Consider the following 25,668-nt stretch of genomic DNA (forward strand, 5'->3'; position numbering starts at 1 on the left):
CGTTACAGGGCGTAGAAATAGCGCGTCAGATGGAAAAACAGGGGAGCCGCGAAGCTGACCGAATCCATGCGGTCGAGAACACCGCCGTGGCCCTGCACCATCGTGCCCCAGTCCTTTGCTCCCATGGAGCGCTTGACGGCGGATAGCGACAATCCGCCAAGGAAACCGGCGATCACGATAAGGCCGGCCATGACCGCGGCCACAGACGGCGAAAACGGCGTGATCCACCAGAGGGCCGCGCCGAGCGCCATCGCGGACAACCCGCCGCCGACGAGCCCTTCGACGGTCTTGGACGGACTGATGACGGGTGCGAGCTTCGTCCTGCCCATCAGCTTGCCGAACACGTACTGCATCACATCGCTGAACTGCACAACGGCGGTGAGGAAGAAGAGCAGCAGAAAACTCTGGCCCTCGTATCCGGGAATCCGGAGAAGGATCAGCGCGGGAGCATGGCTGATGCAATAGACCGTGAGCATCACGGCCCATTGGATGCGGCTGACGCGCAGCAGGAAATTCACCGGGTCACCCTGGAGCGAGGAGAGGCTCGGCAGAAGGAGGAAGCCATAGACGGGGATCAGGATCGTGAACAGACCGTAGCGATCAAACCAAATCAGCCAATATTGCAGCGGCAGCAGCACGTAGAAGGCGAAGGCCAGCGGCACATGGTCCGCGCGCTGCGTCGGCGTGAGGGAGATGAACTCGCGCAGGCTGTAGAAGGATGTCAGCGCGAAGAGCACCACCGTCGCGGAAAATCCCAACGCATAGCAGGCCGCGAAGATCGCGATCATCGCCCACCATGCTCTGATGCGCGCATTCAGGTTCTCGACCGTTGCGATGCCGCTTTCGGATGTCGCCCTGCGGGCCAACATCCGCCCAATCACCGAGGCTCCTGCCAAGAGCGCGACGACGAGCCCGAACAGGATCAGGGATTTCTGAAGAAGCGTCATGACGTTGGGGCCTCGGAAACACGCGGCGCGAGCGCCGAGACGGCGGCCTGCGCGCGCGAAAGGAAGGTTTCCTTCTCCTCGTTCTCGATACGCTCGAGAGCCGCGCCGAAATGCGCGGAGCAGATGATGGGAAGCGGAAGGATTGCGCCTTTCGGCATCGCCCGCGCGGGATTGTCGAGATAGACCGGGATGAGTTCGACGTTCGGGAACTCCTTCGCCAGCCGGTAAAGCCCGCTCCTGAAAGGTCCGGGCAGCCTGCCGGTGCTGCGTGTGCCTTCCGGAAACAGGATCAACGAGCGGCCGCCGGCAAGCACCTTGCGCAGCGGCTCCAGCGCCTCGCCGGGTGCCGACGATCCCGACCGGTCGATCAGCACCGCGTTGAGGCCTTTCTGCGCGATGAAGCGCCTGATCGAGCCTTGCCCCCAGTAATCCGCCGCTGCGGCGGCATGCGTGGTCGCACGCAGATCCCCCGGCAGAGCGGACCACAGGAGAAGCGTATCGAGATGACTGCCGTGATTGGCAAAATAGATGCGCTGTTTCCCGTCCGGACGAGAGCCCGTCCAGTGGGAATGCGCGCCGACGAGAAAGCGCGTGAGGGCGATGAGAACGAGATCGATCATGGTTGTTCGCGCCCGATCCGGCCTGCAACGGCCCAGAGACGCGTGAGGCAGGTTGCGAGCGCACCGATCAGCACGATCCACGCGGCGGCAAGCAACACGCAGCGCTCCTGCCAGAGATGGCTCTCGACGAGTGCGAGAGCGCATGCGCCCGTCAACAGGGCCATGCGATGCTGTTTCGCCATCGGGCCGCGAAAATCCTGCGCCTGCCCGAGCGCCCCACCGAAAACACGGATGTAAGCCGTCAGCGCAGCCGCGAGCGCGCACGCCCAACCGAGCCAGGTGGAACCGGCGGCATATCCCATCGCGACGAGAAGCATCGTGTCGGCGATGCGATCCGGGACCTCGTTGTAGAGCGCTCCGACCGGAGAGCCGCGCCCGCCCTCCACGGCCACCATGCCGTCGAGCAGGTTGCACAGCAGGCGCATCTGAATGCCGGCAGCCGCGATGAGGTAAAGCAGCGGATGCGCGGGCGAATAAGTGAGAGCCCAGGCGCCGATGGCAGAAAAAGCGATGCTCGCCACCGAGATCTGATTGGGCGTGACGGAGGTCTTGAGCAGAACCTGTGTGAGCTTTTTCGCAAAGCCGCTGCTGCACGCCGCAATCGGACGTCGGCCATCGGACTTCGGGTTATCCGTGAACCCACTCGGTTGCATGGCCATCGGGAAAGTCTCGGCAAGACATGATATAAAACGTAATTTTATATCACAACGGTATCCCAGGCGTCAAAAGGCAACCGGGATCATGATCCGGATGGGTCGAGGGCCTTCTTCCCAGGCTTCTGCTTCGCCCCCGGCAGATCGCCCAAGGCATGTGTCAGCACCTTCTTCATGGCGCCGGGCAGCGCCTCCTCGTGGAGGTGCAGGCGCGGGGTCCAGCGCATGTCGTGGGGCGCGGGCGTGCCTTTGGGCACTTTCGCGAAGAGCACCGTGAGCTCCAGGGGGAAATGGGTGAAGACGTGGCGCACCGTGCCCGGCAGGCGCTGCCAGCGCGCGTCGATGGGGGCATCGAGCACGGCGCGGGATGGTTCGTAATTCGGCTCCCACTCGCTCGTCGGCGGCTCGGCCATGCCGCCGAGCAGGCCGGTCGGCGGGCGGGTGCGCAGGAGAATCGTGTCGTCGGCGCGCAGCACCACGAAGGCCGCGCCTTTGCGCAATGGCCCGGTCTCCTTCTTCTGCTTCTTCGGGAACGTCTCCTGAAGGCCCGCGGCGCGGGCCTGGCACGGCCTCATCCAGGGGCACAGCGCGCAGGCCGGGCGCTTGGGCGTGCAGATGGTGGCGCCGAGATCCATCAGGGCCTGCGCAAAATCGCCGGGCCTGTCCTCGGGCACGAGGTCGTCCGTCAGGGCGCGGATAAGGGGCTTGGCCTTGGGCAGAGGCTCCTCGACCATGAAAAGGCGGGACACGACCCGCTCCACGTTGCCGTCCACCGCCGCCGCCTTCCGATTGAAGGCGATCGCCGCGACCGCAGCCGCCGTATAGGCCCCGATGCCGGGCAGCGTCAGGAGGTCGGCTTCCGTCGAGGGGAACTCGCCGCCGTGCTTTTCCACAACCGCCTTGGCGCAGGCATGGAGGTTGCGGGCGCGGGAATAGTAGCCGAGCCCCGCCCAGGCCTGCATGACCGAATCCGCAGGAGCCTCGGCGAGGGCCTCCACATTCGGGAAACGACCTAAGAAATTGAGGTAGAAGGGTTTGACCGCAGCCACCGTGGTCTGCTGCAGCATGATTTCGGAAAGCCAGACGCGGTAAGGGTTTGCGGTTTCGCCCGCCCGGGCGCGCCAAGGCAGCTCGCGCCGGTGACGGTCGTACCAGGCAAGCAGGTCCTGCGGGTCGGGCTTGGTCGCGCTCGAAGCGGGCGTTAACATGTGACGTGGAATAACGGTCTAAACGGAATATTCCAACGCGGCTTTTGGACATTCAACATGAGACGACCGAGCCCCCTGGCGCGCCCCCTTGCCGAGTTTCTGGACGTCTGTCTCTCCCCGAGCCTGGCGGCGCAAGGCTTTGCCAGCTCAGACGTCATCATGGCCTGGCCCGAGATCGTGGGCGAGCGGCTCGCCGCCTTCACCCAGCCCCTCAAGATCGAGTGGAAGCGGAAGGCCCCCCATGCCGATCCGGAGGCGCGCCCGGAGCCCGCGACCCTCGTGATCCGCGTGGAAAGCGCCTTCGCGCTCGAACTCCAGCATATGGCGCCCACGGTCATCGACCGGGTGAACACCTATTACGGCTGGCGCTGCATCGGAAAGATCGTGCTGAAACAAGGCCCGGTCCGGCGGGTTGAACCCAGGAAGCCCCCGGCTCCGCCCCTCAGCCCGGCCGACAAGGCGAAGGTCGCGTCGGCCATCGGCGGCATCGAGGAGGAACGCCTCAAGGCCGCCCTGGACCGGCTGGGCCAGGCCATCGTCAGCTCCGGTTCACGCACGAAAGCGTGAGATGGGCGGCGCTTGCCTTCACCATCGTCTCCTTCTACCGCAAAGCAGCATCTCTTCAGGAGTTCTTTTCCCATGATCACCCGGCGTCAGACGCTTCAGCTTCTCGGGACCGCAGCCGTCACCGCATACCTCGCGACCAGCCTCCCGGCCCTGGCGCAGAACGTCGCCGTTCAGGATCTCGCGGTCGCCGGCCCCCTCGGCGATGTCGCCCTGGGGCCTGAGAACGCCAAGGTCACGATCATCGAGTATGCGTCGCTGACCTGCTCCCATTGCGCCCATTTCCACGCCACCACCTGGCCGGAGCTGAAGAAGCGCTACATCGACACGGGCAAGGTCCGCTTCATCCTGCGCGAATTCCCCCTGGATCCGCTTGCGACCGCCGGCTTCATGCTCGCCCGCTGCGAGGGCAACGACAAATATTATCCGATCACCGACATGCTCTTCGAGCAGCAGAAGAACTGGGCGTTTGTGGACAAGCCCCTCGATTCGCTGCGCCAGCTCATGAAGCAGGCAGGTTTTTCACAGGAAAAATTTGACGCTTGCCTCAAGGACCAGAAACTTTATGACGCAGTCAATTCGGTGAAGAACCGGGCTATGGAGCAGTTCAGTGTGGACGCCACCCCGACTTTCTTCATTAATGGCCAGCGTCATCCGGGAAGCCTGACGATCGATGAGATTGAAAAGGTCATCAAACCTCTGCTGGGCGAATAAGCCCCTTACACCTGCCCTGAACGGGCCGGACGGAAAGGCGCGTCCATGAAGCTGACGCGCCTTCGAATCGCAGGGTTCAAGACCTTCGTCGAGCCGACCGACTTCCTGATCGAGCCGGGCCTGACCGGCGTGGTCGGGCCGAATGGCTGCGGCAAGTCCAATCTCGTGGAAGCCCTGCGCTGGGTGATGGGCGAGAACTCCCACAAGAATATGCGCGCCACGGGGATGGACGACGTCATCTTCTCCGGCTCCGGCAACCGCCCGGCCCGCAACTGGGCCGAGGTGATGCTCACCATCGACAACATGGAGCGCACGGCGCCCGCCGCCTTCAACGACACCGACCTTCTCGAAATTTCGCGTAAGATCGAACGCGAGGAAGGCTCCACCTACCGGGTGAACGGCAAGGAAGTGCGCGCCCGCGACGTGCAGATCCTGTTCGCCGACGCCGCCACCGGCGCGCGCTCGCCCGCCCTCGTCCGCCAGGGCCAGATCAGCGAGATCATCTCGGCCAAGCCCCAGGCGCGCCGCCGCATCCTGGAAGACGCCGCCGGCATCGCGGGCCTCCATGCCCGCCGCCACGAGGCGGAGCTGCGCCTCAAGGCCGCCGAGGACAACCTGGTGCGCGTCGAGGACGTGATCCGGGAGCTCGAAAGCCAGATCGAGAGCCTCAAGCGCCAGGGCCGCCAGGCGTCGCGCTACAAGAACCTCTCGTCCGAGATCCGCCGTCTCGAAGCGCTGATGTACGCCATCAGCTACGCGGAGGCCCGGGAGCAGGCCGCCGCCGCCGAAAAACAGGTGGCCGAGGACCTCAAGGCCGTCGCGGACCTCACGGAAGAGCAGACCCGGACGGCGACCGCCCAGGCCGTCGCGGCCCATGGCCTCCCTGCCCTGCGGCAGGCCGAGGCCGAGGCCGCCGCGGCCCTGCAACGGCTCACCCATGCCCGCAACGAACTCGAATCGGAAGAGCGCCGCTCCAAGGAGCGCGTGGTCGAGCTGGAGCGCCATATCGGCGACCTGAACCGGGACATCGCCCGCGAGGCCGCCCAGCGGGCCGATGCCGAGGCCACCATCGAGCGCCTCCAGAGCGAGGCCGCCGAGATCGCCCAGACCACGGACGGGGCCGACGACATCCGCGCCGAGAGCGAGGAACGCCTTCAGGCGGCCGAAGCCGCCCTCGCCGAGGCCGAGGCTTCCTTGAGCGCGCTTCAGGCCCAGACCTCCGACCTCAACGCCCGCCGCGCCGCCCTCGAGCGCGCGGTGCGCGAGGAAATGGAGCGCGCGGCCCGCTTCCGGTCGGAGAAGGAGCGCCTTGAGCGCGAGATCGAGGCCCTGTCCGCCTCGACCCAGGACGGCGCGCCGATCGACGATCTGCGCGAGGACATGGCGATCGCCGAGGAAACGGCGCAGAGCTCGGAAGAGGCCGTGACCGAGGCTCGCGAGGCCCTTGCGGCGGCGCGCGAGGCGGAAAACCGGCTGCGCCAGCCTCTCAACGAGGCCGAGCGCAAGGCCCAGCGCCTCGAAACCGAGGCGCTGACGCTCGCCAAGCTCGTCACCTCCGCCACCGGCGACCTCTGGCCTCCGGCGCTCGACCAGATCACGGTCGAGAAGGGCTACGAGACCGCGCTCGGCGCCGCGCTCGGGGACGATCTCGAAGCCTCCACCAATCCCTCCGCTCCGCATCATTGGGAAATGACCGGCGCGGGCGAGAGCGATCCGTCCCTGCCGGAAGGCGTCCGCTCGCTCGCCGATCTGTCCAGGGCGCCCGTGGAGCTGCAGCGCCGCCTCAGGCAGATCGGCGTGGTGAGCAAGGCGGACGGCCTGCGCCTGCGCGGCCTGCTGAAGCCCGGCCAGCGCCTCGTTTCCCAGGAAGGCGACCTCTGGCGCTGGGACGGCTTCACCACCGCGGCGGAAGCTCCCTCCCCGGCGGCCCGCCGTCTCGCCGAGAAGAACCGGCTCGGAGACCTGGAGCGCGAAGCAGCCGAGGCCCGTGAGCAGGCCGAGCATCTGCGCCACGAGGCTGAAGCGGCCCTGGAGGCCGTGCGTCTGGCCGCCTCCCGTGAAATGCAGGCCATCGAGGCCGCGCGTCAGGCCCGTCAGGCCCTCGACGCCGCCCGCACCCGGCTCTCCGCAGCCGAGCGCAAGGAAGCCGAGCTCGGCCAGCGCCGCTCGGCCCTGCAGGAAGGCCTCGCCCGCCTCTCGGAGAGCGAGGCCGAGGCCCTGGAGCGCGTGCAGGATGCGGAAGGCGCCCTGCAGGAGCTGGCTCCCGCGCCCGATCTGGAAAGCAGGCTCCTCGAAGAGCGCACCCGCGTGGCCGAGCGCCGCGCCGCCGCTTCCGAGGCTCGCGCCGCGCTGCAATCCCTGATGCACGAAGCCGAGCTTCGCCGCCGCCGCCAGGACTCGATCGCCGCCGATATCCGCCTCTGGACCGAGCGCGCCGCCCGCGCCGCCAAGGCCCACGAGGACCTGAGCGAGCGCCTCGAACGCGCCCAGGACGAGCACCAGCGCCTGCTGGAGGCTCCCGACACCTATCTCCAGCGCCGCCGCGCCCTCATGACCGAGGTCGAGGAAGCGGAAGCCAGGCGCAAGGAAGCCGCCGACCGCCTCGCCGACGCGGAAACCGGCCTCGCCGAGACGGACCGCGCCGCCCGCGCGTCCCTGGAAGCGCTCGCCGCCGCCCGCGAGGCGCGCGCCGGCTCCCAGGCGCGCCACGAGGCCGCCGTGCAGCGTCTGGCCGAGATCACCCGCAACATCGCGGAGAACCTCGAAACCACCCCGGCCGGCCTGATCGAGATGGCAGGCCTGCGGGAAGCGACCGAGCTGCCCTCTCACGCATCGATCGAATCGAAGCTCCATTCCCTGAAGTCCGACCGCGAGCGCCTCGGCGCCGTGAATCTGCGCGCCGACGAGGAGCTGGCCGAGCTGGAAGCCAAATATACCGGCATCGCCACGGAGCGGGACGACCTCGTCGAGGCCATCAAGCGCCTGCGCGGGGCCATCGGCAGCCTCAACCGCGAGGGCCGCGAGCGCCTGCTCGCCGCCTTCGACGTGGTGAACGGCCACTTCAAGCGCCTCTTCACCACCCTCTTCGGCGGCGGCACGGCGGAACTGACCCTGGTCGATTCGGACGACCCGCTGGAGGCGGGCCTCGAGATTCTCGCCCGGCCTCCCGGCAAGAAGCCTCAGAGCATGACCCTTCTGTCCGGCGGCGAGCAGGCGCTGACGGCCACCGCGCTCATCTTCGCGGTGTTCCTCACGAATCCCTCCCCGATCTGCGTGCTGGACGAGGTCGACGCGCCTCTCGATGACGCGAACGTGGAGCGTTACTGCGCTCTCCTGGAGGAGATGTCGAAGCAGACCGAGACCCGTTTCGTGGTCATCACCCACAACCCGATCACCATGGCCCGCATGGACCGCCTTTTCGGCGTCACCATGGCCGAGCGGGGCGTCTCGCAGCTGGTGTCGGTCGACCTGCAGAGCGCCGAACGCATTCTTGAGGTGGCTTAAGGCTTTCAGCCCTGCCTTCGTTCGGCCTCAAAAACGTGTGGGCTTTCGGGCCAAGCTCGCCCGAAAACCGACTTTTCTAAAATATATCAATCACTTATCTGTTTTCAGACGGTTCTTGACAGGGTTGCCCCCCGCCCATATGTTGCGCCCGGCTTTCGGGGCTGGGCTTCCAAGCATTTTCCCGCAACGCTTTTACAGGAGATCGCAATGGCGGACCCTCGCGAGCGGAACGGCGGAAATGAGAGGAAACCGGGCAGTGCCGATGATGCCGACTTGTCCGCGAGGCTGAAATCTCTCGATGCACGGATCTCTCAAGCATCCGCTCATCGGGCTGAGCCTGAACCTCGCAACCGCCAGACTTCGGATGCCAGCGCGATGGGCCAAGCCTTCCGGCTTTCGGCCGAATTCGTCGCAGGCGTTGTTGCAGGCGGGGTCATGGGTTGGCTCGTCGATCACTTCGCGGGGACTTCGCCTTGGGGCCTGATCGTTTGTCTCATACTCGGCTTCTGCGCCGGCATGCTCAACCTCTTGAGAGCAGCCGGACTGGCAAAGCCGGCCAAGTATGACGAGAAGCGATAATCCGAAGCCCGACCTTCGACAGCCGAACGGCATTGAACAACAGCGAGAGTTAAGAGCGGATCATGGCGAGCCCGATCGAACAATTCCAGATCAAGCCCATCATCCCGGCGATCAGCTTCACCAATTCGTCGTTGTTCATGATCGGCGCCGCAGCCCTGATCGTGGGCGGCTTCATGGTGGCGACCCGCAAGCGCGCGCTCGTTCCGGGCCGCGGCCAGTCGGTCGCGGAGGTTCTCCACGATTTCGTGGCGGGAACCCTCACGGATGCGGCCGGCAAGGAAGGCATGAAGTTCTTCCCGCTCGTCTTCTCCCTGTTCATGTTCGTGTTCACGGCGAACATGCTCGGCATGATCCCGGGCTTCTTCACCGTCACGAGCCACATCATCGTGACCTTCGCCCTGGCGATGCTCGTCATCGGCACCGTCGTGGTCTACGGCCTCGTCAAGCACGGCGCCCACTTCTTCGGCCTCTTCGTCCCGTCGGGCGTGCCGGTCTGGCTCCTGCCCTTCATCGTGGTCATCGAGGTCATCTCGTTCCTGTCGCGACCGGTTTCGCTGTCCCTGCGTCTTTTCGCGAACATGCTCGCGGGGCACATCGCATTGAAGGTTTTCGGCGGCTTCGTCGTGGCGCTCCTGGGCGCCGGTGGAGCTCTGTCGATCCTCGCTCCGCTGCCGCTCCTCATGGCGGTTGCTCTCATGGCGCTCGAGTTCCTCGTCGCCGCTCTGCAGGCCTACGTCTTCACTGTGTTGACCTGCATCTACCTTAACGACGCGCTGCACCCGGGCCACTAGGTCTGCGCTGCGTTAGCCCCTCCCCCTCCCTCCCGGTCAAAGACTACTCAAGGAGTTCACAATGGATCCGGTTGCTTTCAAGTTCCTCGGCGCGGGCCTTGCCTGCATTGGCATGGGCCTCGCCGCCATGGGCGTTGGCAACATCTTCGGCAACTTCCTGTCGGGCGCTCTGCGCAACCCGTCGGCTTCTGACAGCCAGTTCGCTCGCGCCTTCATCGGTGCGGCGCTCGCGGAAGGTCTCGGCATCTTCTGCCTCGTCGTCGCTCTCGTTCTGCTCTTCACCTAATTCCAAGACGGTGATCGGGAGGTCGGGGCGCGGCGAGTGCCTCGCCTCGACTTGAGTGACGGCGGCATCCCGCCGTCATTCGTTTATTTTCGAGCATCGTGCGCTGAGACGGGCCCCTGCCCTCGCGGACACGATGCGACAAAGACGAGCGTGCCGTCCGGCCCTGCCGGAAGGCACTATGCTCCAGGATAACTCATCCTTTTAGGATCTGCTCCATGGCCCAGGCTCAGGCTCAGACGACCCACGCCGAAACACAAGCGCACGGTGGCGCTCACGAGGATGTCGGCTTCCCGCCCTTCGAGACGGAAACCTACGCCGGTCAGCTGCTCTGGCTCCTGATCACCTTCGCGGTGCTCTACACCCTGATGTCGAAGCTGGTCCTGCCGCGCCTGTCCGGCATCATCGAGAACCGGCGTTCCATGATCGCCAGCGACCTCGACGACGCCGCCGCGATGAAGACCCGCGCCGAAGAGGCCGGAGCGGCCTACGAGAAGGCTCTCGCCGAGGCCAAGGGCCGCGCCCAGACCCTCGCGCAGGAGACCCGCGCCAAGCTCGCAGCCGAAAGCGACGCCAAGCGCAAGGCTCTCGAAGCCGACCTCAACAAGCGCCTTGCCGAATCCGAGGCCACCATCTCCGCCCGCAAGGCGGAGGCCATGGGCCATGTGCGCGGCATCGCACGCGATACGGCCAGCGCCATCATCGAGCGCCTGACCGGCAAGGCTCCGGCCCCGCAGGCGGTCGACACCGCCCTCGACCAGATCAACGCCTGATCGGAGACACCCTATGTTGCAGAGCGCCGAATTCTGGGTCGCCGTCGCCTTTTTCATCTTCTGGGGCATCCTGTTTTATTACGGTGTGCCCGGGAAAGTGCTGAACCAGCTCGATTCCCGCGGCAAGCGCATCGCCGATGAACTCGCCGAGGCCAAGCGCCTGCGCGGGGACGCCGAGAGGCTCCTCAGGGAGTTCGAGGCCAAGCGCGCCGCCGCCGAGCGCGAAGCCGCGGACATCGTCTCCGCCGCCAAGGACGAGGCCGAGCGCCTGGCCCGCGAGGCCCAGGAGAAGATGGCCGACTTCGTGAAGCGCCGCACGGCGACCGCCGAGGCGAAGATCGCGCAGGCCGAGGCTCAGGCCTCCGCCGAGGTCCGCGCCGCCGCTGTCGATGCCGCCGTCAAGGCTTCCGAGCGCGTCCTGCGCCAGGAAATCACCGGCAACACCGCAGCCTCTCTGGTCAGCCAGGGCCTCAACGACGTGCGCACGAAGCTGCAGTAAGCCTTCCGCGCGCAGTGACGACGATTTCAAGGCCGCCCTTCGAGGCGGCCTTTTTGCTGGAGAATCCGATGGTCCTGATTTTCGATTGCGATGGCGTCCTGGTCGATTCCGAGCCGCTCGCCTGTCAGGTCGACGCCGATATCCTCAACGATCTCGGCCTGCCCTACACGGTGGACGACATCACGCGGCAATTCGTGGGCAAGAGCATGAAGGACATGATCGCACGCATCGAAGCGGAACATGGATGCACCCTGCCGGGCGACTTCGCCGAGCGCATCAACAGCGCCCTCTTCGCGCGTTTCGAGACGGATCTGAAACCGATCGCAGGCGTGCGCGACGCGATTCTCTCCCTGCCCCATCCGCGCTGCGTCGCCTCGTCCTCCGTGCCGGAGCGAATCGCCCTGTCGCTGCGCGTCACAGGTCTCACCGACCTCTTTGACAATGTCTTCAGCGCCACGCAGGTCGCGCGCGGAAAGCCCGCACCGGACCTGTTTCTTTTCGCTGCCGAACAGATGAAAGCGCGCCCGCAGGAGTGCCTCGTCATCGAGGATTCGCCTGCCGGGGTTCAGGCGGCATGTTCAGCCGGAATGCGCGTCATCGGCTTCACCGGCGGAGGACATTGCGGGCCGAATCATGCGGAGAATCTGCGGCAGGCCGGTGCGCCCGTCACGATCTCACGGATGGCGGACCTGCCTGCAGTTGTGCGATCTGGCAGGGCGTAGCGGATCCGGGACGACACTCTCCTCGTCATCCCCGGCCTTGGGCCGGGGATCCACGTCTTGACGCCGCCGTGGTTTGCGAGAGGTGGATGACCGGAACACATCCCGCCATGGCGATGAGGCGTTGATAGCATCCTCCGCGTCTCCGAACCCCGAAGGCATGCGGAATCAAAATGCCCGGCACTTGGCCGGGCATTTGCGTCACTGAAGAAACCCTTACTCCGCCGCTTCGGCGACGGGCGCGGGTGGCGTCCATTTGAGGACCGGGTTGCGGGCGGCGCGGGTCTCGTCGAGACGGCGGCGCGGCGCGTGGTAGGGCGCGCCGGTGAAGCGTTCCGTGTCCCCGTTCTTCGCAGCCATCGCGAGATCGCGCAGCGTCGCGATGAAGAGGTCCAGCGACGCCTTCGATTCGGATTCCGTCGGCTCGATCAGCATCGCGCCGTGCACCACCAGCGGGAAGTACATGGTCATCGGATGATAACCCTCGTCGATCATGGCCTTGGCCACATCGAGGGTGGTCACGCCGGTATCCTTGAGCCATGCATCGTCGAACAGCACCTCGTGCATGCACGGCTTGTCGCCGAAAGGCAGCGACATCAGGTCGGACAGGCCCGCGCGGATGTAGTTGGCGTTGAGCACCGCATCTTCCGATGCCTGCTTCATGCCGTCCGAGCCATGCGAGAGCATGTAGGACAGCGCCCGCACATACATGCCCATCTGGCCGTGGAAGGCCGTCATGCGGCCGAATGGCTTCTCCGCCGCGTCGGAGACCTGCTCCACCAGCTCGAAGCCGTCCTTGCCCATGCGCACGAATGGGACGGGCGCATAAGGCGCAAGACGCTCGGAGAGCACCACCGGACCGGAGCCCGGGCCGCCGCCGCCGTGAGGCGTGGAGAAGGTCTTGTGGAGGTTGATGTGCATGGCGTCGACGCCGAGATCGCCCGGCTTCGCCTTGCCAACGATGGCGTTGAAGTTCGCGCCGTCGCAGTAGAAATAGGCGCCAGCATCATGGATCGCCTTCGCGATCTCCGCGACCTGGGGCTCGAAGAGACCGCAGGTGTTGGGATTCGTGAGCATGATCGCGGCCACGTCGGGACCGAGACGCTCCTTCACGTCATCCACATGCACCCAGCCGTCCTCGCGCGCCGGCACCGGTTTCACGACGAAGCCGATGAGGGCCGCAGTGGCCGGGTTCGTGCCATGGGCCGAATCGGGCACCAGCACCACGTTGCGGGTCTTGCCCTCGCCGCGGGCTTCGATGGCGGCCTTGATCGCCATCATGCCGCACAACTCGCCATGCGCGCCGGCCTTCGGCGAGAGCGCCACGGCCGTCATGTTGGTGAGCGTGACGAGATAGCGGCCGAGCTCGTTCATGAGCTCCAGCGCCCCCTGCACCGTGGAGACCGGCTGCAGCGGGTGCACGTCGGAGAAGCCCGGCAGGCGTGCCATGCGCTCGTTCAGGCGCGCATTGTGCTTCATGGTGCAGGACCCGAGCGGGAACAGGCCCGTATCGATGCCGTAGTTCATCTGAGATAGGCGCACGTAATGGCGCATGGTCTCGGGCTCGGAAAGGCCCGGAAGGCCGATGGCCTCCTTGCGCTCCAATCCGCCGAGGCGCGGCTCGAAATCCTCCGGCTCGTCGATGTCGACGCCGGTGGTGTCATAGCGGCCGATCTCGAAGAGCAACGGCTCGATCTGCGCCAGCGCCTTGTTGCCGGTGAAGGTCGGGTGCTCGGTGGTGCCGGCCTGACCGGCATTGGTGGGACGTCCCTGGCGGTTCAACATCACAGAACCTCCTTCAAGGCGGCGACAAAGGCCGCGCGATCATCATCGGTGTTCACTTCGGTGGAGGCCACCAGCAGTAGGTTGTCGAGGCCCGCGCCGGGCAGCAGGCGCGATACGGGCACGCCCGCGAGCACGCCCTTCGCGACCAGCCGTTCGACCACTTCGGCCGCGGGTTTGGCGAGCTTCACGGTGAACTCGTTGAAGAAGGTCGTGTTGAGAACCTCGACGCCCTTCACGGCCGCAAGCTGATCCGCGAGCTTGACGGCATTCGCATGATTGACGCGGGCGAGGCGCTTCAATCCCGTCTCGCCGAGCAGGGTCATGTGAATGGTGAAAGCCAGCGCGCAAAGGCCTGAATTGGTGCAGATATTCGAGGTCGCCTTGTCGCGGCGGATATGCTGCTCGCGGGTGGAGAGGGTCAGCACGAAACCGCGATTGCCGTCCGCGTCCACCGTCTCGCCGCAGAGGCGGCCCGGCATCTGGCGGATGAACTTCGACTGCGTGGCGAAGAGTCCGACATAGGGGCCGCCGAAATTCAGCGCATTGCCGATGGACTGGCCCTCGCCCACCACGATGTCCGCGCCCTGGCTGCCGGGCGAAGCCACGAGGCCGAGCGATACGGCCTCCGTGAACACGGCGATCAGCAGCGCGCTGTGCTTGTGCGCCTTCTCGGCGATCGGCTTCAGGTCGCGAACGTTGCCGAACACGTCCGGCGACTGCACGACGACGCAGGAGGTCGTGTCGTCGATCTGCGAAAGGATGTCCTCGGTGCCCGCCACGTCGGGCTGCATGGTGACGACGCTGTCGCTCGCCATGTCGGAGAGGGTGCGCACCACCTCGGCGTAATGCGGATGCAGGCCACCGGAGAGCACGGCCTTGCGGCGCTTGGTGACCCGGTGCGCCATGAGCACCGCCTCGCCCGTGCCGGTGGAGCCGTCATACATGGAGGCGTTCGCCACCTCCATGCCCGTGAGAGCCGCGACCTGGGTCTGGAACTCGAAGAGATACTGCAGCGTGCCCTGCGCGATCTCCGGCTGATACGGCGTGTAGCTCGTCAGAAACTCGGAGCGCTGGATCAGGTGATCGACGGTCGCGGGCACGTGGTGCTTGTAGGCTCCCGCGCCCACGAAGAACGGCACGGACGAGGCCGGCACGTTCTTGGCGGACATGCGGGAGAGGATGCGCTCCACCTCCAATTCGCCTTTGTGGCGAGGCAGATCGACCGGATCCTTCAGAAGCAGGTTCTTCGGCACGTCGGCGAACAATTCGTCGACGTTTTTGACGCCGATGCGCGAGAGCATCTCGCTGCGGTCGGTGTCGGAGAGAGGCAAGTAACGCATCGGTTAAAACCTTGGTTCAGTGCGCGGGAACGCCCGCCACCACGATTTCCGTGAGCACGGAATTCGCGATGAAGCATTCCTTGTGGGCGAGGTGATGCATGTCGGCGATCTGGTCGGGCGTCGGAACTTTGTCGCCCGAGAACGCGATGACCGGATCCAGAGTGATCTTGGACACGAAGAGCTTGCCCTTCTCGTTCGGCGTCATGAGGCCCAGCGCCCTGTCCTCATAGCGGTCGACGACGAAGCGCTTCTTGGCGGCGATTCCGAGAAAGGTCAGCATGTGGCAGCTCGACACCGCCGCCACGAAAGCCTCCTCCGGATCCACCGCATCTTCGCGGGACAGAGGCAGCGGCACCACGGAAGGCGACGCCGATGCCATGAATTCGATGCCGCCGTCGAACGACCATCGATGCGCGCGGCTGTAGCGGTTGTCGGAGAACGCTTCCCCCTCCCCGCGCGTCCAACGCACATTGGCCCTGTATTCGTGCGACATCGGATCGGTCTCTTTACGAAATCGACTTCACGAATTCCTGGTACTGCTCTTCGGTCAGGAGGCCGTCGAGCTCGCTCTGGTTCGTGAGGCGGATCTTCATGAACCAGCCGCGGCCGGCCGGATCCTCGTTCACCGTGCCGGGCGAGGCTTCGAGTTCGCTGTTGACCTCGACGACCTCGCCGGAAACCGGAGCGTAAACTTCGCTCGCGGCCTTCACGCTTTCGACGACGGCGGCCTCGTCACCTTTCGCGAGGGTTTTGCCGACGCTCGGCAGCTCCACGAAAACGACGTCGCCGAGCTGGCTCTGGGCGTAGTCGGAAATGCCGACGATCCCGGCATCGCCCTCGATGCGGATATATTCGTGATCCTTGGTGTAGCGCGTGGTCATGATCGGTTCCTCTGGGTGCTAGCGCTTGTAACGGTGGGGTGCGAACGGCATCGCGGCGACCTTGGCGGGCAGCGGCTTGCCGCGAACGACGAGATGAAGATCCGTGCCGATTGCGGACACGTCCTTCGAGACATAGCCCATGGCGATCGGGCCGTTGACGGTGGGACCGAAGCCGCCGGAGGTCACGATGCCGACCTCGCGCCCGTCGGGCGTGGCGATGATGGCGCCCTCGCGCGCCGGGGCCCGGCCCTCGGGCCTGATGCCGACGCGAACGCGGGCGGCACCATCCCTGATCTCGCGCTGAATGCGCTCGGCGCCTGGGAAGCCGCCTTCCTCGCGGCGGCGCTTCTGGATCGACCAGATCAGGCCGGCCTCGATGGGCGAGGTCGTGGCGTCGATGTCGTGGCCGTAGAGGCACAGGCCCGCCTCGAGACGCAAGGAATCGCGCGCGCCGAGGCCGATGGGCTTCACCTCCGGATCGGACAGCAGCCTGTCCCAGAGCTTGGCCGCCTCGTCCGCACGGCATGAAATCTCGAAGCCGTCCTCGCCCGTATAGCCCGAACGGGACACATGGCAGGCAATGCCGTCGACCTGTACGTCGGCGGACATCATGAAGGGCAGACCGGCGATGGACGGCGCGAGCTTCGCCAGCACGCCTTCGGCGGACGGGCCCTGGAGGGCCATGAGCGCCAGGTCGTCCTTGCGGTCGAGTGAGACGCCCTTGGGCAGACGCGCCTGGATATGGGCGTAATCCTGCTCCTTCATGGAGGCGTTCACCACCAGATAGAGCCAGCCCTCGTGCCCCGGCGCGCCGACGCGGGTGACCATGAGATCGTCGAGGATGCCGCCGTCCTCGGACATGAGCAGCGACAGGCGCTGCTGATTGGGCTTGAGGCTCAGCACATCGGCGGGAACCAGGGCCTCGAGCGCCCTGGCGACGGTCTCGTGGCTCTTGTCCTCGGCGACGAGGAAAGCCTGGCCCATATGGGAGACATCGAAGAGGCCCGCATGCTCGCGGGTCCAGTTGTGCTCGGTCAGAATGCCGGTGGGGTACTGCACCGGCATGTCGTAGCCGGCGAAGGGCACCATACGAGCGCCAAGCGCCACATGGGCGGCGTGAAGCGGGGTTTGCAGAAGCGGCTGGTCGCTATGCGCTGGCTCGGCCATCAGGATCCCTCAAAGGTGCGCGTTTCATCGAGCCTTGCGGCCCGTTGCTGTGCGCCCCCTCTGTCCCGAGACCTGAGAGATTTCCCAAACCGCTCGAAGCGGCAGGTTACGCCCGTCGGTGGGCGATGCGTTCGTTGCATCGCCGCTTTCCAGAGTGCCAGCTCCCGCGCGGTCCTTTGGCCTGAGCGTTTCCGGGGCGGTTGCGCCTTCGGCGCCGGGCTTGGAAAGCCCGGTCTCTTCCGCGGGGATCATCGGCGCTTTTAGCTCTGAAGAGGAAATCGGATCCTGTCAACAAATCAGGGTGCCGCATCGGACCTCTTCCCGGCTTAATTGACGGAACGCATCGGAACCCTCATGTTAAGACCATCATCCACAGAAGGGGAAAGCGCGGCCTGAACCGGTCGGCAGCTCCTAGCACCGTTGCTCGAACTGGTCATCGCTCTTGCTCTCGTCGCCCTGAACGGCGTCTTCGCGCTTTCAGAACTCGCTATCGTTTCGGCCCGCAGGCCTCGCCTGAAGGCCATGGCCGAACAGGGCCGCTCCGGGGCCAACACCGCCCTCGCCCTCATGGAGGATTCGGGGCGCTTCCTGTCCACGGTCCAGATCGGCATCACCCTCGTCGGCATTCTGGCCGGCGCCTTCTCGGGCGCGGCTCTGGGCGATCGCCTGACCCAGATCCTCCTCGCCGAGGGCATGCCGGAAGGCTTGGCCGAGCCGCTCGGCTTCGGCGTCGTGATCGGCCTCATCACCTATCTCTCCATCGTCATCGGCGAGCTGGTGCCCAAGCAGCTCGCGCTTCGCCATCCCGAAGGGATCGCCTGCACGATGGCTCCGCTGATGCTGGTGCTCTCGAAGGTCGCCGCTCCCGCCGTATGGCTTCTGAACGCCTCCACGCGCCTCATCTTCAGCCTCCTGGGCTCGTCCTCCGGCGAGGAGGCGACCGTGACCGAAGAAGAGATCAAGATGCTCGTCGGCGAGGCCGAGAGCGCGGGCGTGATCGAGGAGGAGGAGCGGCGCATGATCTCCGGCGTCCTGCGCCTCGGCGACCGGACAGTGCGCGGCCTCATGACTCCGCGCACGGACGTGGACTGGATCGACATCGACGACGATCCGGAGAGGATCCGCACTTTCCTGCTGGAAACTCCTCACTCCCGCCTCCCCGTGAGCGAGGGCTCGCCCGACAACATCATCGGCGTCGTCCAGTCACGGGCTCTCCTGGCGGCCATGCTCTCGGACCGGACCCTGGACATCCGCTCCCAGATCCAAAGCGCCCCCGTCATTCCCGACACCCTGTACGCCCTGGACGCGCTCGCGGTTCTGCGCGATTCTGAAGTGCCCATGGCCCTCGTCCATGACGAGTACGGGCATTTCGAGGGCGTCGTCACGCCGGCGGACGCCCTGGAGGCGATCGTCGGCGCCTTCCGCTCCGACGGCGAAACGCCCGAACCCGACGCGGTGCGCCGCGAGGACGGCTCCTGGCTGCTCGCAGGCTCCATGGCCGTCGACGAAATGGCGGATGTCCTGGGCGTGCCCCTGCCCGAGGCCCGCAGCTATCACACGGTCGGCGGGCTGGTGATCAGCGAATTGCAGCACCTGCCCAGCACGGGTGAGCAGGTGGACGCGCTCGGCTGGCGTTTCGAGGTGGTCGACCTGGACGAGCGCCGCATCGACAAGGTTCTCGCGATGCCCTTGAACCAGAGAGCTGGCTCGGCCACTCGCTCCTAGCGCATTTTCAGTGAGGTGGACCCGGTTCGCCCTTCAGACATGCGGCAAAGAAAAGGGCTGGTTCCGCTTGAGCGGAACCAGCCCCAATGCATCTGATCATGCGGGCTCTTGAACAAGCGCGGCTTAGCCGCGCCGGCCCCTACCGCCGAGCCCCACCTCGATCTCGAAGGTGTTCGCGCGCGCCGCGGGCACCACGATGTTGTCCTCGACGACGGTGACGGTCGCCTGGGCGCTGCCGGCCGGAATGGCCGCCACGCCGCTGCGGCTCCGGTTGGCGATGATGGTCGAGCCGTCCTTCACCACGAACTGGACCGGAACAGGGTAGCGTCCCGCCGACCCGCCTGAGCCCAGAAGAGCGCGGGCCTCGACGCCGATTTTCACCAGGGTGGAGCCGTCCGGCTGCCCCAGGCATTCGCGGGCGAGATTGCTGATCGCGATCTGGGTGCGCGGGGACGACGGATCCCCGGCCCGGAGCGCGGAGCCTCCCTCGAAGATGGTCACCGGCGGGCAATACACATCGTCCGCAGCCTTGGCCTGGACCGGCGTGCGCGAAGCGCCGCCCGTCAGCAGCATTTCGCCGATGCCCATGCCGCTGCCGCTGCCGCTCTCGCCGGACGATGTGCACCCGGCCAGAGTGGACACGCTCAGAACGGCCAATGCCACACCGGCCTTCGCACTCAAACCCTTTACCATCGAACTCCCCCCGGCTCTCTCTTCTTGCTGTCTGTGCTCTTTAAGGAAGCGCATCGAAACCGGTCGCGAATCCGTTCAGCGACACAGGAATCCCGATGCCCTCCTCGGGCGTCTGGAACACGATGAAGGTGGCGGATTGCCCGGTCTTCATCTGGTTGATGAGATTATCTTCCATGACAACCTCGGCAACGCAACCCGTCGCCAGGCAACGCACGAATCCGGCCCGGCCGATATCCGTCTGGTCGATCTTCAGTCCGAGCCCGGACGGCAGGAGAATACCAAGCGGCGCGACCACGCGGAGGAGCCGGCTTTTGCCGTCGGCGGTTTTCAACACAATAATGACGAGGGTGACGTTCGGCCGATCCTCCGCCACCACGTTCTGGACGAGGGCGCATTGCTCGGCCGAGGCTCCCGCCGGAGTTTCGCAACGCATCTGCCAGTCGCCGTAGGTGTTCTTCACCATTCCCTGGGCGCTGGCGCCGCTCGCAGCGGCCAAAGCTGACAGGCCAAGGAATGCCGTCACCCCGTAGCGGCCCCATCGTGAAACGCCCATTGGTTTCTCCTTGATTGAACCCTCGATCCAAGGGCAGCGGCCCGGCCGCTCCGATCCAAATCCTCGGCCCGTTGGGACCATGGCAGAGGCTATAATGTCAAGCGAGAGGGAGATATGTGGGGACCACAATCGCTTTTGGCGGTTATGACGCACAAATTGCAGCCTGAGAACCGTTGCGCTTCGGCGCGTACTGTGGTCTTTGACGTGGATCAAAGGTGATGGCGCAAGCCGGGCGCCGCTATTCGCACGCCCGCGTTGTCTCCTTTATGCTTTCGTGGCCTCACGGCCACCACATCTTTAGGAGCTTTGGAACGCCGATGCGGATCGAGACTGGACGTCGATCGGTGACCGCCCTCTCCACGGCAGCGGTCGCACTTGTGTTGGGCATAAGTGAGGCGTGCGCTGCCGCAGGCCGCCCCTCCCCTTGGGAAACCGGCATGCAGGAGATGGTGACCGAGTTGGGACAGAGCGTGTCCAACTTCCACACCTACCTGGTTTGGCTGATCACCCTGATCTGCCTCTTCGTGCTGGCGCTGCTCCTGGTGGTCGTCGCCCGCTTCAACGAGCGGAAGAACCCGGTTCCCTCCCGAACCACTCACCACACCCTGCTCGAGGTGGCATGGACCATCGTTCCGGTGCTGATCCTCGTGGCGGTCGCGATTCCGTCGTTCCGCCTCCTCCGTCAGCAGCTGGTTCCGCCGCAGGCCGATGTCGTGATCAAGGCGACGGGCTATTCCTGGTACTGGGGCTACGAGTACCCGGCCGATCAGGGCGGTTTCAAGTTCGATTCGAACATGATCACCGACGCCAGCGCCCTGAAGCCCGACCAGCCGCGCCTGCTGGGCGCCGACAACGCCATGGTGGTGCCGGTCGGCAAGGTCGTGCGCGTTCAGGTGACGTCTGCGGACGTGATCCACTCCTTCGCGCTGCCTTCATTCTTCATCAAGGTCGACGCCATTCCCGGACGCCTGAACGAAACCTGGTTCAAGGCCGACAAGGAAGGCGTTTACTACGGCCAGTGCTCGGAACTCTGCGGCAACGGCCATCCCTATATGCCGATCGAAATCCGCGTCGTGAGCGAGCAGCAATATGCCGCTTGGCTGACCGAGGCGAAGCAGCGTTATGCTTCCACCGAAGGTTCGGCTCCGTTCAAGCTCGCTGACGCCCAGTAATTTAGAAAACCAAGGACCATAGAGGTCGCATTATGGCACATGCAGTTGATGCCGCTCACGCGGATCACCACGGTCACCCGACGTTCTGGCGGCGCTGGTTCTACTCCACGAACCACAAGGACATCGGCACCCTCTACCTCATCTTCGGCTTCACGGCGGGCATCGTCGGCGGCCTTCTGTCGATCGCCATGCGCCTGGAGCTCCAGGAGCCCGGCCTGCAGTTCTTCTCCAATCCGCAGGCGTTCAACGTCTTCGTGACCGGCCACGGCCTCATCATGGTGTTCTTCATGGTGATGCCCACCCTCATCGGCGGCTTCGGCAACTGGTTCATCCCGCTCATGATCGGCGCGCCCGACATGGCCTTCCCGCGGATGAACAACATCTCCTTCTGGCTCACCGTCTCGGCCTTCTGCCTGATGCTCTGCTCGCTCTTCGTCGAGGGCGCTCCGGGCTCGCTCGGCTTCGGCGGCGGCTGGACGGTTTATCCGCCGCTCTCGACCATGGGCCATCCCGGCCCGGCTCTCGACTTCGGCATCCTGGCCCTGCACCTCGCCGGTGCGGCCTCGATCCTGGGTGCGATCAACTTCATCACCACGATCCTCAACATGCGCGCTCCGGGCATGACGCTGCACAAGATGCCGCTCTTCGCCTGGGCCATGCTGGTGACCGCGTTCCTGCTGCTCCTGTCGCTGCCGGTTCTGGCCGGTGCGATCACGATGCTGCTGACCGACCGCAACTTCGGCACGACCTTCTTCGATCCGGCCGGCGGCGGTGATCCGGTGCTCTACCAGCACCTGTTCTGGTTCTTCGGCCACCCCGAAGTGTACATCATGATCCTGCCCGCCTTCGGCATCATCAGCCACATCGTCTCGACGTTTTCCAAGAAGCCGATCTTCGGCTATCTCGGCATGGCCTACGCCATGGCGGCCATCGGGGTGGTCGGGAGCGTGGTCTGGGCGCACCACATGTACACGGTCGGCCTCTCGCTGCAGACGCAGGCCTACTTCGTGTTCGCCACGATGGTGATCGCGGTGCCCACCGGCGTGAAGATCTTCTCGTGGATCGCCACCATGTGGGGCGGCTCCATCCGCTTCACCGCGGCCATGCAGTGGGCTGTGGGCTTCGTGTTCCTGTTCACGGTCGGTGGCGTCACCGGCGTCGTGCTGGCGAACGCTCCCGTCGACCGCTACATGCACGACACCTACTACGTGGTGGCTCACTTCCACTACGTGCTGTCGCTCGGCGCCGTGTTCGTGATCTTCGCGGGCATCTACTACTGGTTCCCGAAGATCACCGGCTACGTGATGCCCGACTGGATCGGCAAGCTGCACTTCTGGATCGCCTTCATCGGTGCCAACGTGCTGTTCTTCCCGATGCATTTCCTCGGCCTGTCCGGCATGCCGCGCCGCTATGCGGATTATCCGGACGCCTTCGCGGGCTGGAACCTGGTGTCCTCGATCGGCTCCTACATCTTCTTCGTCGGATTGTTCGTGTTCATCGGCGGCGTGATCTATGCCTTCGTCCGCAAGGAGAAGGCCGCCGGCAACCCGTGGGGCGAAGGTGCGACGACGCTGGAATGGACCCTGTCGTCTCCGCCTCCATACCACCAGTTCGAGACCCTGCCCCGCATCGTCGATACGGGCCACTAATCTCCATCGAGCCGGGCGGCCTTCGCCGCCCGTGCTCCTCCCCCGAAGGCTTCGATCGATGATCGAAGCCTTCCGGCGAGGAGCTGACATCGCGAGGCGCTCTCGCCTCATTCTTCGGCGTTTCGGAAGATTATTGGATATGAACACCCTGTCGAACAGTTTGACCGATTCCCAGACCGAGAGCCTCGGCCATTCAGGCCTTTCTCAGGGAGACGTGTCCGACTTCTTCGCCCTCCTGAAGCCGCGGGTGATGTTTCTCGTCGTCTTCACGGCGCTCGTCGGAATGGTCGTCAGCCATCCGGACGTGAATCCCGTGCTGGCCTTCGTCTCGCTCCTGATGATCGCCGTCGGCGGCGGCGCATCGGGCTGCCTGAACATGTGGTGGGACGCTGACATCGACGCCGTCATGACGCGCACGCGCAAGCGCCCGATCCCCGCAGGCAAGATCCAACCCGGAGAGGCGCTCGCCTTCGGCCTGACCCTGACCGCGGGCTCCGTGCTGATCCTGGGCCTCGCCAGCAACTGGCTGGCCGCCGGTCTCCTGGCCTTCACGATCTTCTTCTACGTGGTCGTCTATTCCATGTGGCTGAAGCGCTCGACGCAGCAGAACATCGTGATCGGCGGCGCGGCGGGCGCCCTGCCCCCGGTCGTCGCGCAGGCGGCCGTGACCGGTCACGTGGCGTGGGACAGCATCATTCTCTTCGCCATCATCTTCATGTGGACGCCGCCCCATTTCTGGGCCCTGGCCCTCGTGAAGTCGGGCGATTACGAGCGTGCCGGCGTTCCCATGATGCCGAACGTCTCCGGTCCGGACGCCACCCGCTTCCAGATTCTCGCCTATACGGTGCTCCTCGCCCCGCTCGGACTGGCGCCCGTCTTCGTGGGATTCGGCGGCCTGGCCTACGCGATCGTCGCGTTCGTCGGCGGCCTCGGCATGCTGGCGCTCGCGATCCAGGTCTACCGCCTGCGGAAGGGCGAGCCGGCCATGCGCGTGGCCCAGCAGCTCTTCGGCTTCTCGATCCTCTATCTCTTCCTGCTGTTCGCCACCCTCCTCGCGGAGCACGGCTTCGGCTTCTTCCATCCGGTTATGGGGTGAAGAGCATGACGGATCCGCATTCCTCCTATCGCCTCACTCCCGAGGAACAGAAACGTCGCAGGCGTCGCTCGATCGCCCTGGGGCTGACGCTCGGCTTCCTCTGCATCCTGCTGTTCGCGATCACCATCGCGAAGCTGGGCCCGCAGATCCTGAACCGTCCGCTGTGAGATGAGCGATGGCTGAAGCACCCAATCCCCAACGCAAAATGCACCGCACGGCCTTTGCCTGCCTCGGCGTTGCCGTCGGCATGGTCGGGCTCGCTTATGCCTCCGTGCCTCTCTACGACCTCTTCTGCAAGGTCACCGGCTTCGACGGCACGCCCGTCGTGCGCGCCAACAACGCGTCGGAAGTCGTGGACCGTTCGATCGCCGTGCGCTTCGACGCCAACGTGTCTCCCAGCCTGAGCTGGAGGTTCGCGCCCGAGAAGCCCGAGGTCAAGGTGAAGCTCGGCGAGACCACGACGGTCTATTACAAGGTCACCAACACGGGCGACAAACCCGCTACCGGCATCGCCACCTACAACGTGCAGCCGGATCTCGCAGGCAGCTACTTTTCGAAGCTGGAATGCTTCTGCTTCACGGAGCAGACCCTGCAGCCGGGGGAAACCCTGGAATCGGCGGTCGTGTTCTACGTCGATCCGCGTCTGGCGCAGGATTCCGACGTGAAGGATCTCACTTCCATCACGCTTTCCTACACCTACTTCCCGTCCAAGGCGGGCAAGCCGGTGGCGGAGGCGACGTCATCAACCAAACCCATCGCTCAATAAGGGACGTGACAAGCTGGACAGAAACGTCTTAAAGCGAGGTCACATTCGAGGCACGGAGACGACAGAAAATGGCCGAGGCCCACGCCAAGAACCACGATTATCATATTCTTGAACCGAGCCCGTGGCCGCTCATCGGCTCGGTCAGCGCCTTCCTGATGGCGTCCGGGTTTGTGACCTGGTGGAAGGGCATCACCTTCGGCGGCATGCACCTGGGCGCCTATATCTTCGGCGCAGGCATCATCGGCGTGCTCTACACCATGCTCAGCTGGTGGACCGACGTGGTGCGCGAAGCCAATACCGGCTCCCACACCCGCGTGGTCCAGCTGCATCACCGCTACGGCATGATCATGTTCATCGCCTCCGAGGTGATGTTCTTCGCGGCCTGGTTCTGGGCCTATTTCGATGCGGCCCTCTATGCCGGCGACCCGCAGCTCTACTCGCGCGTCGAGGCTCTGGGCGGCGTGTGGCCCCCGAAGGGCATCGAGACCTTCGATCCGTGGCACCTGCCGCTGCTCAACACCCTGATCCTGCTGACCTCCGGCACCACGGTCACCTGGGCGCACCATGCGCTCCTGCACAACGACCGCCAGGGCCTCAAGGCCGGCCTGTGGCTCACCGTCATCCTGGGCTTCGTGTTCAGCTGCGTGCAGGCCTACGAGTACAGCCATGCGGCCTTCGGCTTCAGCGGCAACATCTACGGCGCCACCTTCTTCATGGCGACGGGCTTCCACGGCTTCCACGTGATCATCGGCACGATCTTCCTCGGCGTCTGCCTGCTGCGCGCCTATCGTGGCGACTTCACGCCCCAGCAGCATCTCGGCTTCGAGTTCGCGGCCTGGTACTGGCACTTCGTGGACGTGGTGTGGCTCTTCCTCTTCGCCTCGATCTACGTCTGGGGCTACGGCGGCCACTAGAGCCGCTCACGAGACAAACTTGACAGGGCGGCTTTCGGGCCGCCCTTCGCTTTTTGGCCTCCCCTTCCCATGT

Annotated in this window: 27 protein-coding genes and 1 riboswitch; of the genes, 16 read left to right on the forward strand and 11 right to left on the reverse strand. The window is 65.2% G+C overall.

All coding sequences use genetic code 11. From position 1 onward, the window contains the following. Positions 1-2: 2 nt before the first annotated feature. The 4 genes from ACS5Q0_RS06380 to mutY all read right to left on the reverse strand — a co-directional run bounded on the left by ACS5Q0_RS06380 (position 3) and on the right by mutY (position 3,428). Positions 3-947: a phosphatidate cytidylyltransferase gene (locus ACS5Q0_RS06380; protein ID WP_473125775.1), complete on the reverse strand. Its 945-nt coding sequence runs from the start codon at positions 945-947 to the stop codon at positions 3-5. After that, positions 944-1,567 (reverse strand): lysophospholipid acyltransferase family protein, encoded by a 624-nt coding sequence (locus ACS5Q0_RS06385; protein ID WP_473125776.1) that lies wholly within the window; start codon positions 1,565-1,567, stop codon positions 944-946. Before ACS5Q0_RS06385 ends, ACS5Q0_RS06380 begins: the two co-directional genes overlap by 4 nt. Next, positions 1,564-2,226, reverse strand: a complete 663-nt coding sequence (locus ACS5Q0_RS06390; RefSeq protein WP_473125777.1) for a CDP-alcohol phosphatidyltransferase family protein — start codon at positions 2,224-2,226, stop codon at positions 1,564-1,566. Before ACS5Q0_RS06390 ends, ACS5Q0_RS06385 begins: the two co-directional genes overlap by 4 nt. An 80-nt stretch (positions 2,227-2,306) precedes the next feature. After that, positions 2,307-3,428: an A/G-specific adenine glycosylase gene (gene mutY, locus ACS5Q0_RS06395; RefSeq protein ID WP_473125778.1), complete on the reverse strand. Its 1,122-nt coding sequence runs from the start codon at positions 3,426-3,428 to the stop codon at positions 2,307-2,309. 57 nt (positions 3,429-3,485) lie between these two features. Between mutY and ACS5Q0_RS06400 the strand changes: the two genes are divergently transcribed. The 9 genes from ACS5Q0_RS06400 to ACS5Q0_RS06440 all read left to right on the forward strand — a co-directional run bounded on the left by ACS5Q0_RS06400 (position 3,486) and on the right by ACS5Q0_RS06440 (position 11,857). Further along, entirely contained in the window at positions 3,486-3,995 is a 510-nt protein-coding gene (locus ACS5Q0_RS06400; protein ID WP_473125779.1) for a DUF721 domain-containing protein, read from the forward strand. Between the two features lie 72 nt (positions 3,996-4,067). Continuing rightward, positions 4,068-4,706 carry a DsbA family protein gene (locus ACS5Q0_RS06405; RefSeq protein ID WP_473125780.1) on the forward strand — a complete coding sequence of 213 codons (639 nt, stop codon included), beginning with the start codon at positions 4,068-4,070 and terminating at the stop codon, positions 4,704-4,706. Between the two features lie 45 nt (positions 4,707-4,751). Beyond that, complete coding sequence (gene smc / locus ACS5Q0_RS06410) at positions 4,752-8,210, forward strand: chromosome segregation protein SMC (RefSeq protein ID WP_473125781.1); 3,459 nt, start codon at positions 4,752-4,754, stop codon at positions 8,208-8,210. A gap of 375 nt (positions 8,211-8,585) precedes the next feature. Next, the gene (locus ACS5Q0_RS06415) at positions 8,586-8,789 is read left to right on the forward strand and encodes an AtpZ/AtpI family protein (RefSeq protein ID WP_473125782.1); all 204 of its coding nucleotides are present in this window, start codon (positions 8,586-8,588) and stop codon (positions 8,787-8,789) included. Positions 8,790-8,851: 62 nt separating this feature from the next. Continuing rightward, entirely contained in the window at positions 8,852-9,580 is a 729-nt protein-coding gene (locus tag ACS5Q0_RS06420) for a F0F1 ATP synthase subunit A (RefSeq protein WP_473125783.1), read from the forward strand. A 61-nt stretch (positions 9,581-9,641) separates the two neighbouring features. Next, entirely contained in the window at positions 9,642-9,866 is a 225-nt protein-coding gene (locus tag ACS5Q0_RS06425) for a F0F1 ATP synthase subunit C (protein ID WP_109598421.1), read from the forward strand. A gap of 215 nt (positions 9,867-10,081) precedes the next feature. After that, positions 10,082-10,636, forward strand: coding sequence for a F0F1 ATP synthase subunit B family protein (locus ACS5Q0_RS06430; RefSeq protein WP_473125784.1), 555 nt, complete (start codon positions 10,082-10,084; stop codon positions 10,634-10,636). Between the two features lie 16 nt (positions 10,637-10,652). After that, a complete protein-coding gene (locus tag ACS5Q0_RS06435; protein WP_473125939.1) occupies positions 10,653-11,135 on the forward strand; it encodes a F0F1 ATP synthase subunit B family protein in 483 nt (160 codons plus the stop codon). A 68-nt stretch (positions 11,136-11,203) separates the two neighbouring features. Further along, a complete protein-coding gene (locus tag ACS5Q0_RS06440; RefSeq protein WP_473125785.1) occupies positions 11,204-11,857 on the forward strand; it encodes an HAD family hydrolase in 654 nt (217 codons plus the stop codon). 213 nt (positions 11,858-12,070) lie between these two features. Here ACS5Q0_RS06440 and gcvPB read toward each other — a convergent pair whose 3' ends face one another. Genes gcvPB through gcvT form a run of 5 tightly spaced genes read right to left on the reverse strand, consistent with a single transcriptional unit; the run spans position 12,071 to position 17,027 of the window. Further along, complete coding sequence (gene gcvPB, locus ACS5Q0_RS06445) at positions 12,071-13,639, reverse strand: aminomethyl-transferring glycine dehydrogenase subunit GcvPB (protein WP_473125786.1); 1,569 nt, start codon at positions 13,637-13,639, stop codon at positions 12,071-12,073. Further along, a complete protein-coding gene (gene gcvPA, locus ACS5Q0_RS06450) occupies positions 13,639-14,979 on the reverse strand; it encodes an aminomethyl-transferring glycine dehydrogenase subunit GcvPA (protein ID WP_473125787.1) in 1,341 nt (446 codons plus the stop codon). Before gcvPA ends, gcvPB begins: the two co-directional genes overlap by 1 nt. A gap of 16 nt (positions 14,980-14,995) precedes the next feature. Next, the gene (locus tag ACS5Q0_RS06455) at positions 14,996-15,472 is read right to left on the reverse strand and encodes an OsmC family protein (protein ID WP_473125788.1); all 477 of its coding nucleotides are present in this window, start codon (positions 15,470-15,472) and stop codon (positions 14,996-14,998) included. A gap of 13 nt (positions 15,473-15,485) precedes the next feature. Further along, entirely contained in the window at positions 15,486-15,860 is a 375-nt protein-coding gene (gene gcvH / locus ACS5Q0_RS06460; RefSeq protein ID WP_473125789.1) for a glycine cleavage system protein GcvH, read from the reverse strand. 18 nt (positions 15,861-15,878) lie between these two features. Continuing rightward, positions 15,879-17,027 (reverse strand): glycine cleavage system aminomethyltransferase GcvT, encoded by a 1,149-nt coding sequence (gcvT, locus tag ACS5Q0_RS06465; protein WP_473125790.1) that lies wholly within the window; start codon positions 17,025-17,027, stop codon positions 15,879-15,881. A gap of 159 nt (positions 17,028-17,186) precedes the next feature. Continuing rightward, a riboswitch (glycine riboswitch) is annotated at positions 17,187-17,279 on the reverse strand. A gap of 168 nt (positions 17,280-17,447) precedes the next feature. On the opposite strand from gcvT, the gene ACS5Q0_RS06470 reads away from it, so the two are divergent. Beyond that, positions 17,448-18,752, forward strand: coding sequence for a hemolysin family protein (locus ACS5Q0_RS06470; protein ID WP_473125791.1), 1,305 nt, complete (start codon positions 17,448-17,450; stop codon positions 18,750-18,752). 123 nt (positions 18,753-18,875) lie between these two features. Here ACS5Q0_RS06470 and ACS5Q0_RS06475 read toward each other — a convergent pair whose 3' ends face one another. Further along, positions 18,876-19,445 carry a hypothetical protein gene (locus tag ACS5Q0_RS06475; protein ID WP_473125792.1) on the reverse strand — a complete coding sequence of 190 codons (570 nt, stop codon included), beginning with the start codon at positions 19,443-19,445 and terminating at the stop codon, positions 18,876-18,878. A gap of 40 nt (positions 19,446-19,485) precedes the next feature. After that, positions 19,486-19,998, reverse strand: a complete 513-nt coding sequence (locus tag ACS5Q0_RS06480) for an invasion associated locus B family protein (protein WP_473125793.1) — start codon at positions 19,996-19,998, stop codon at positions 19,486-19,488. A 317-nt stretch (positions 19,999-20,315) separates the two neighbouring features. On the opposite strand from ACS5Q0_RS06480, the gene coxB reads away from it, so the two are divergent. From coxB to ACS5Q0_RS06510, 6 genes are all read left to right on the forward strand, one after another. Continuing rightward, the gene (gene coxB, locus ACS5Q0_RS06485; protein WP_473125794.1) at positions 20,316-21,170 is read left to right on the forward strand and encodes a cytochrome c oxidase subunit II; all 855 of its coding nucleotides are present in this window, start codon (positions 20,316-20,318) and stop codon (positions 21,168-21,170) included. A gap of 32 nt (positions 21,171-21,202) precedes the next feature. Then, positions 21,203-22,819 carry a cytochrome c oxidase subunit I gene (gene ctaD, locus ACS5Q0_RS06490; protein ID WP_473125795.1) on the forward strand — a complete coding sequence of 539 codons (1,617 nt, stop codon included), beginning with the start codon at positions 21,203-21,205 and terminating at the stop codon, positions 22,817-22,819. A gap of 139 nt (positions 22,820-22,958) precedes the next feature. After that, positions 22,959-23,915 carry a heme o synthase gene (locus ACS5Q0_RS06495; RefSeq protein ID WP_473125796.1) on the forward strand — a complete coding sequence of 319 codons (957 nt, stop codon included), beginning with the start codon at positions 22,959-22,961 and terminating at the stop codon, positions 23,913-23,915. A gap of 5 nt (positions 23,916-23,920) precedes the next feature. Next, positions 23,921-24,082 (forward strand): DUF485 domain-containing protein, encoded by a 162-nt coding sequence (locus tag ACS5Q0_RS06500; protein ID WP_473125797.1) that lies wholly within the window; start codon positions 23,921-23,923, stop codon positions 24,080-24,082. Positions 24,083-24,090: 8 nt separating this feature from the next. Further along, positions 24,091-24,681, forward strand: coding sequence for a cytochrome c oxidase assembly protein (locus ACS5Q0_RS06505; protein WP_473125798.1), 591 nt, complete (start codon positions 24,091-24,093; stop codon positions 24,679-24,681). Between the two features lie 68 nt (positions 24,682-24,749). Continuing rightward, the gene (locus ACS5Q0_RS06510; RefSeq protein ID WP_473125799.1) at positions 24,750-25,595 is read left to right on the forward strand and encodes a cytochrome c oxidase subunit 3; all 846 of its coding nucleotides are present in this window, start codon (positions 24,750-24,752) and stop codon (positions 25,593-25,595) included. Positions 25,596-25,668: the final 73 nt, after the last annotated feature.

The organism is Microvirga sp. HS2 (genome assembly GCF_055792805.1).

What these genes read in the sequence shown, in the direction of transcription:
- ACS5Q0_RS06380 (WP_473125775.1), bottom strand. Translation starts at nt 947, where the DNA reads ATGACGCTTCTTCAGAAATCCCTGATCCTGTTCGGGCTCGTCGTCGCG.
- ACS5Q0_RS06385 (WP_473125776.1), bottom strand. Translation starts at nt 1,567, where the DNA reads ATGATCGATCTCGTTCTCATCGCCCTCACGCGCTTTCTCGTCGGCGCG.
- ACS5Q0_RS06390 (WP_473125777.1), bottom strand. Translation starts at nt 2,226, where the DNA reads ATGGCCATGCAACCGAGTGGGTTCACGGATAACCCGAAGTCCGATGGC.
- mutY (WP_473125778.1), bottom strand. Translation starts at nt 3,428, where the DNA reads ATGTTAACGCCCGCTTCGAGCGCGACCAAGCCCGACCCGCAGGACCTG.
- ACS5Q0_RS06400 (WP_473125779.1), top strand. Translation starts at nt 3,486, where the DNA reads ATGAGACGACCGAGCCCCCTGGCGCGCCCCCTTGCCGAGTTTCTGGAC.
- ACS5Q0_RS06405 (WP_473125780.1), top strand. Translation starts at nt 4,068, where the DNA reads ATGATCACCCGGCGTCAGACGCTTCAGCTTCTCGGGACCGCAGCCGTC.
- smc (WP_473125781.1), top strand. Translation starts at nt 4,752, where the DNA reads ATGAAGCTGACGCGCCTTCGAATCGCAGGGTTCAAGACCTTCGTCGAG.
- ACS5Q0_RS06415 (WP_473125782.1), top strand. Translation starts at nt 8,586, where the DNA reads ATGGGCCAAGCCTTCCGGCTTTCGGCCGAATTCGTCGCAGGCGTTGTT.
- ACS5Q0_RS06420 (WP_473125783.1), top strand. Translation starts at nt 8,852, where the DNA reads ATGGCGAGCCCGATCGAACAATTCCAGATCAAGCCCATCATCCCGGCG.
- ACS5Q0_RS06425 (WP_109598421.1), top strand. Translation starts at nt 9,642, where the DNA reads ATGGATCCGGTTGCTTTCAAGTTCCTCGGCGCGGGCCTTGCCTGCATT.
- ACS5Q0_RS06430 (WP_473125784.1), top strand. Translation starts at nt 10,082, where the DNA reads ATGGCCCAGGCTCAGGCTCAGACGACCCACGCCGAAACACAAGCGCAC.
- ACS5Q0_RS06440 (WP_473125785.1), top strand. Translation starts at nt 11,204, where the DNA reads ATGGTCCTGATTTTCGATTGCGATGGCGTCCTGGTCGATTCCGAGCCG.
- gcvPB (WP_473125786.1), bottom strand. Translation starts at nt 13,639, where the DNA reads ATGTTGAACCGCCAGGGACGTCCCACCAATGCCGGTCAGGCCGGCACC.
- gcvPA (WP_473125787.1), bottom strand. Translation starts at nt 14,979, where the DNA reads ATGCGTTACTTGCCTCTCTCCGACACCGACCGCAGCGAGATGCTCTCG.
- ACS5Q0_RS06455 (WP_473125788.1), bottom strand. Translation starts at nt 15,472, where the DNA reads ATGTCGCACGAATACAGGGCCAATGTGCGTTGGACGCGCGGGGAGGGG.
- gcvH (WP_473125789.1), bottom strand. Translation starts at nt 15,860, where the DNA reads ATGACCACGCGCTACACCAAGGATCACGAATATATCCGCATCGAGGGC.
- gcvT (WP_473125790.1), bottom strand. Translation starts at nt 17,027, where the DNA reads ATGGCCGAGCCAGCGCATAGCGACCAGCCGCTTCTGCAAACCCCGCTT.
- ACS5Q0_RS06475 (WP_473125792.1), bottom strand. Translation starts at nt 19,445, where the DNA reads ATGGTAAAGGGTTTGAGTGCGAAGGCCGGTGTGGCATTGGCCGTTCTG.
- ACS5Q0_RS06480 (WP_473125793.1), bottom strand. Translation starts at nt 19,998, where the DNA reads ATGGGCGTTTCACGATGGGGCCGCTACGGGGTGACGGCATTCCTTGGC.
- coxB (WP_473125794.1), top strand. Translation starts at nt 20,316, where the DNA reads ATGCGGATCGAGACTGGACGTCGATCGGTGACCGCCCTCTCCACGGCA.
- ctaD (WP_473125795.1), top strand. Translation starts at nt 21,203, where the DNA reads ATGGCACATGCAGTTGATGCCGCTCACGCGGATCACCACGGTCACCCG.
- ACS5Q0_RS06495 (WP_473125796.1), top strand. Translation starts at nt 22,959, where the DNA reads ATGAACACCCTGTCGAACAGTTTGACCGATTCCCAGACCGAGAGCCTC.
- ACS5Q0_RS06500 (WP_473125797.1), top strand. Translation starts at nt 23,921, where the DNA reads ATGACGGATCCGCATTCCTCCTATCGCCTCACTCCCGAGGAACAGAAA.
- ACS5Q0_RS06505 (WP_473125798.1), top strand. Translation starts at nt 24,091, where the DNA reads ATGGCTGAAGCACCCAATCCCCAACGCAAAATGCACCGCACGGCCTTT.
- ACS5Q0_RS06510 (WP_473125799.1), top strand. Translation starts at nt 24,750, where the DNA reads ATGGCCGAGGCCCACGCCAAGAACCACGATTATCATATTCTTGAACCG.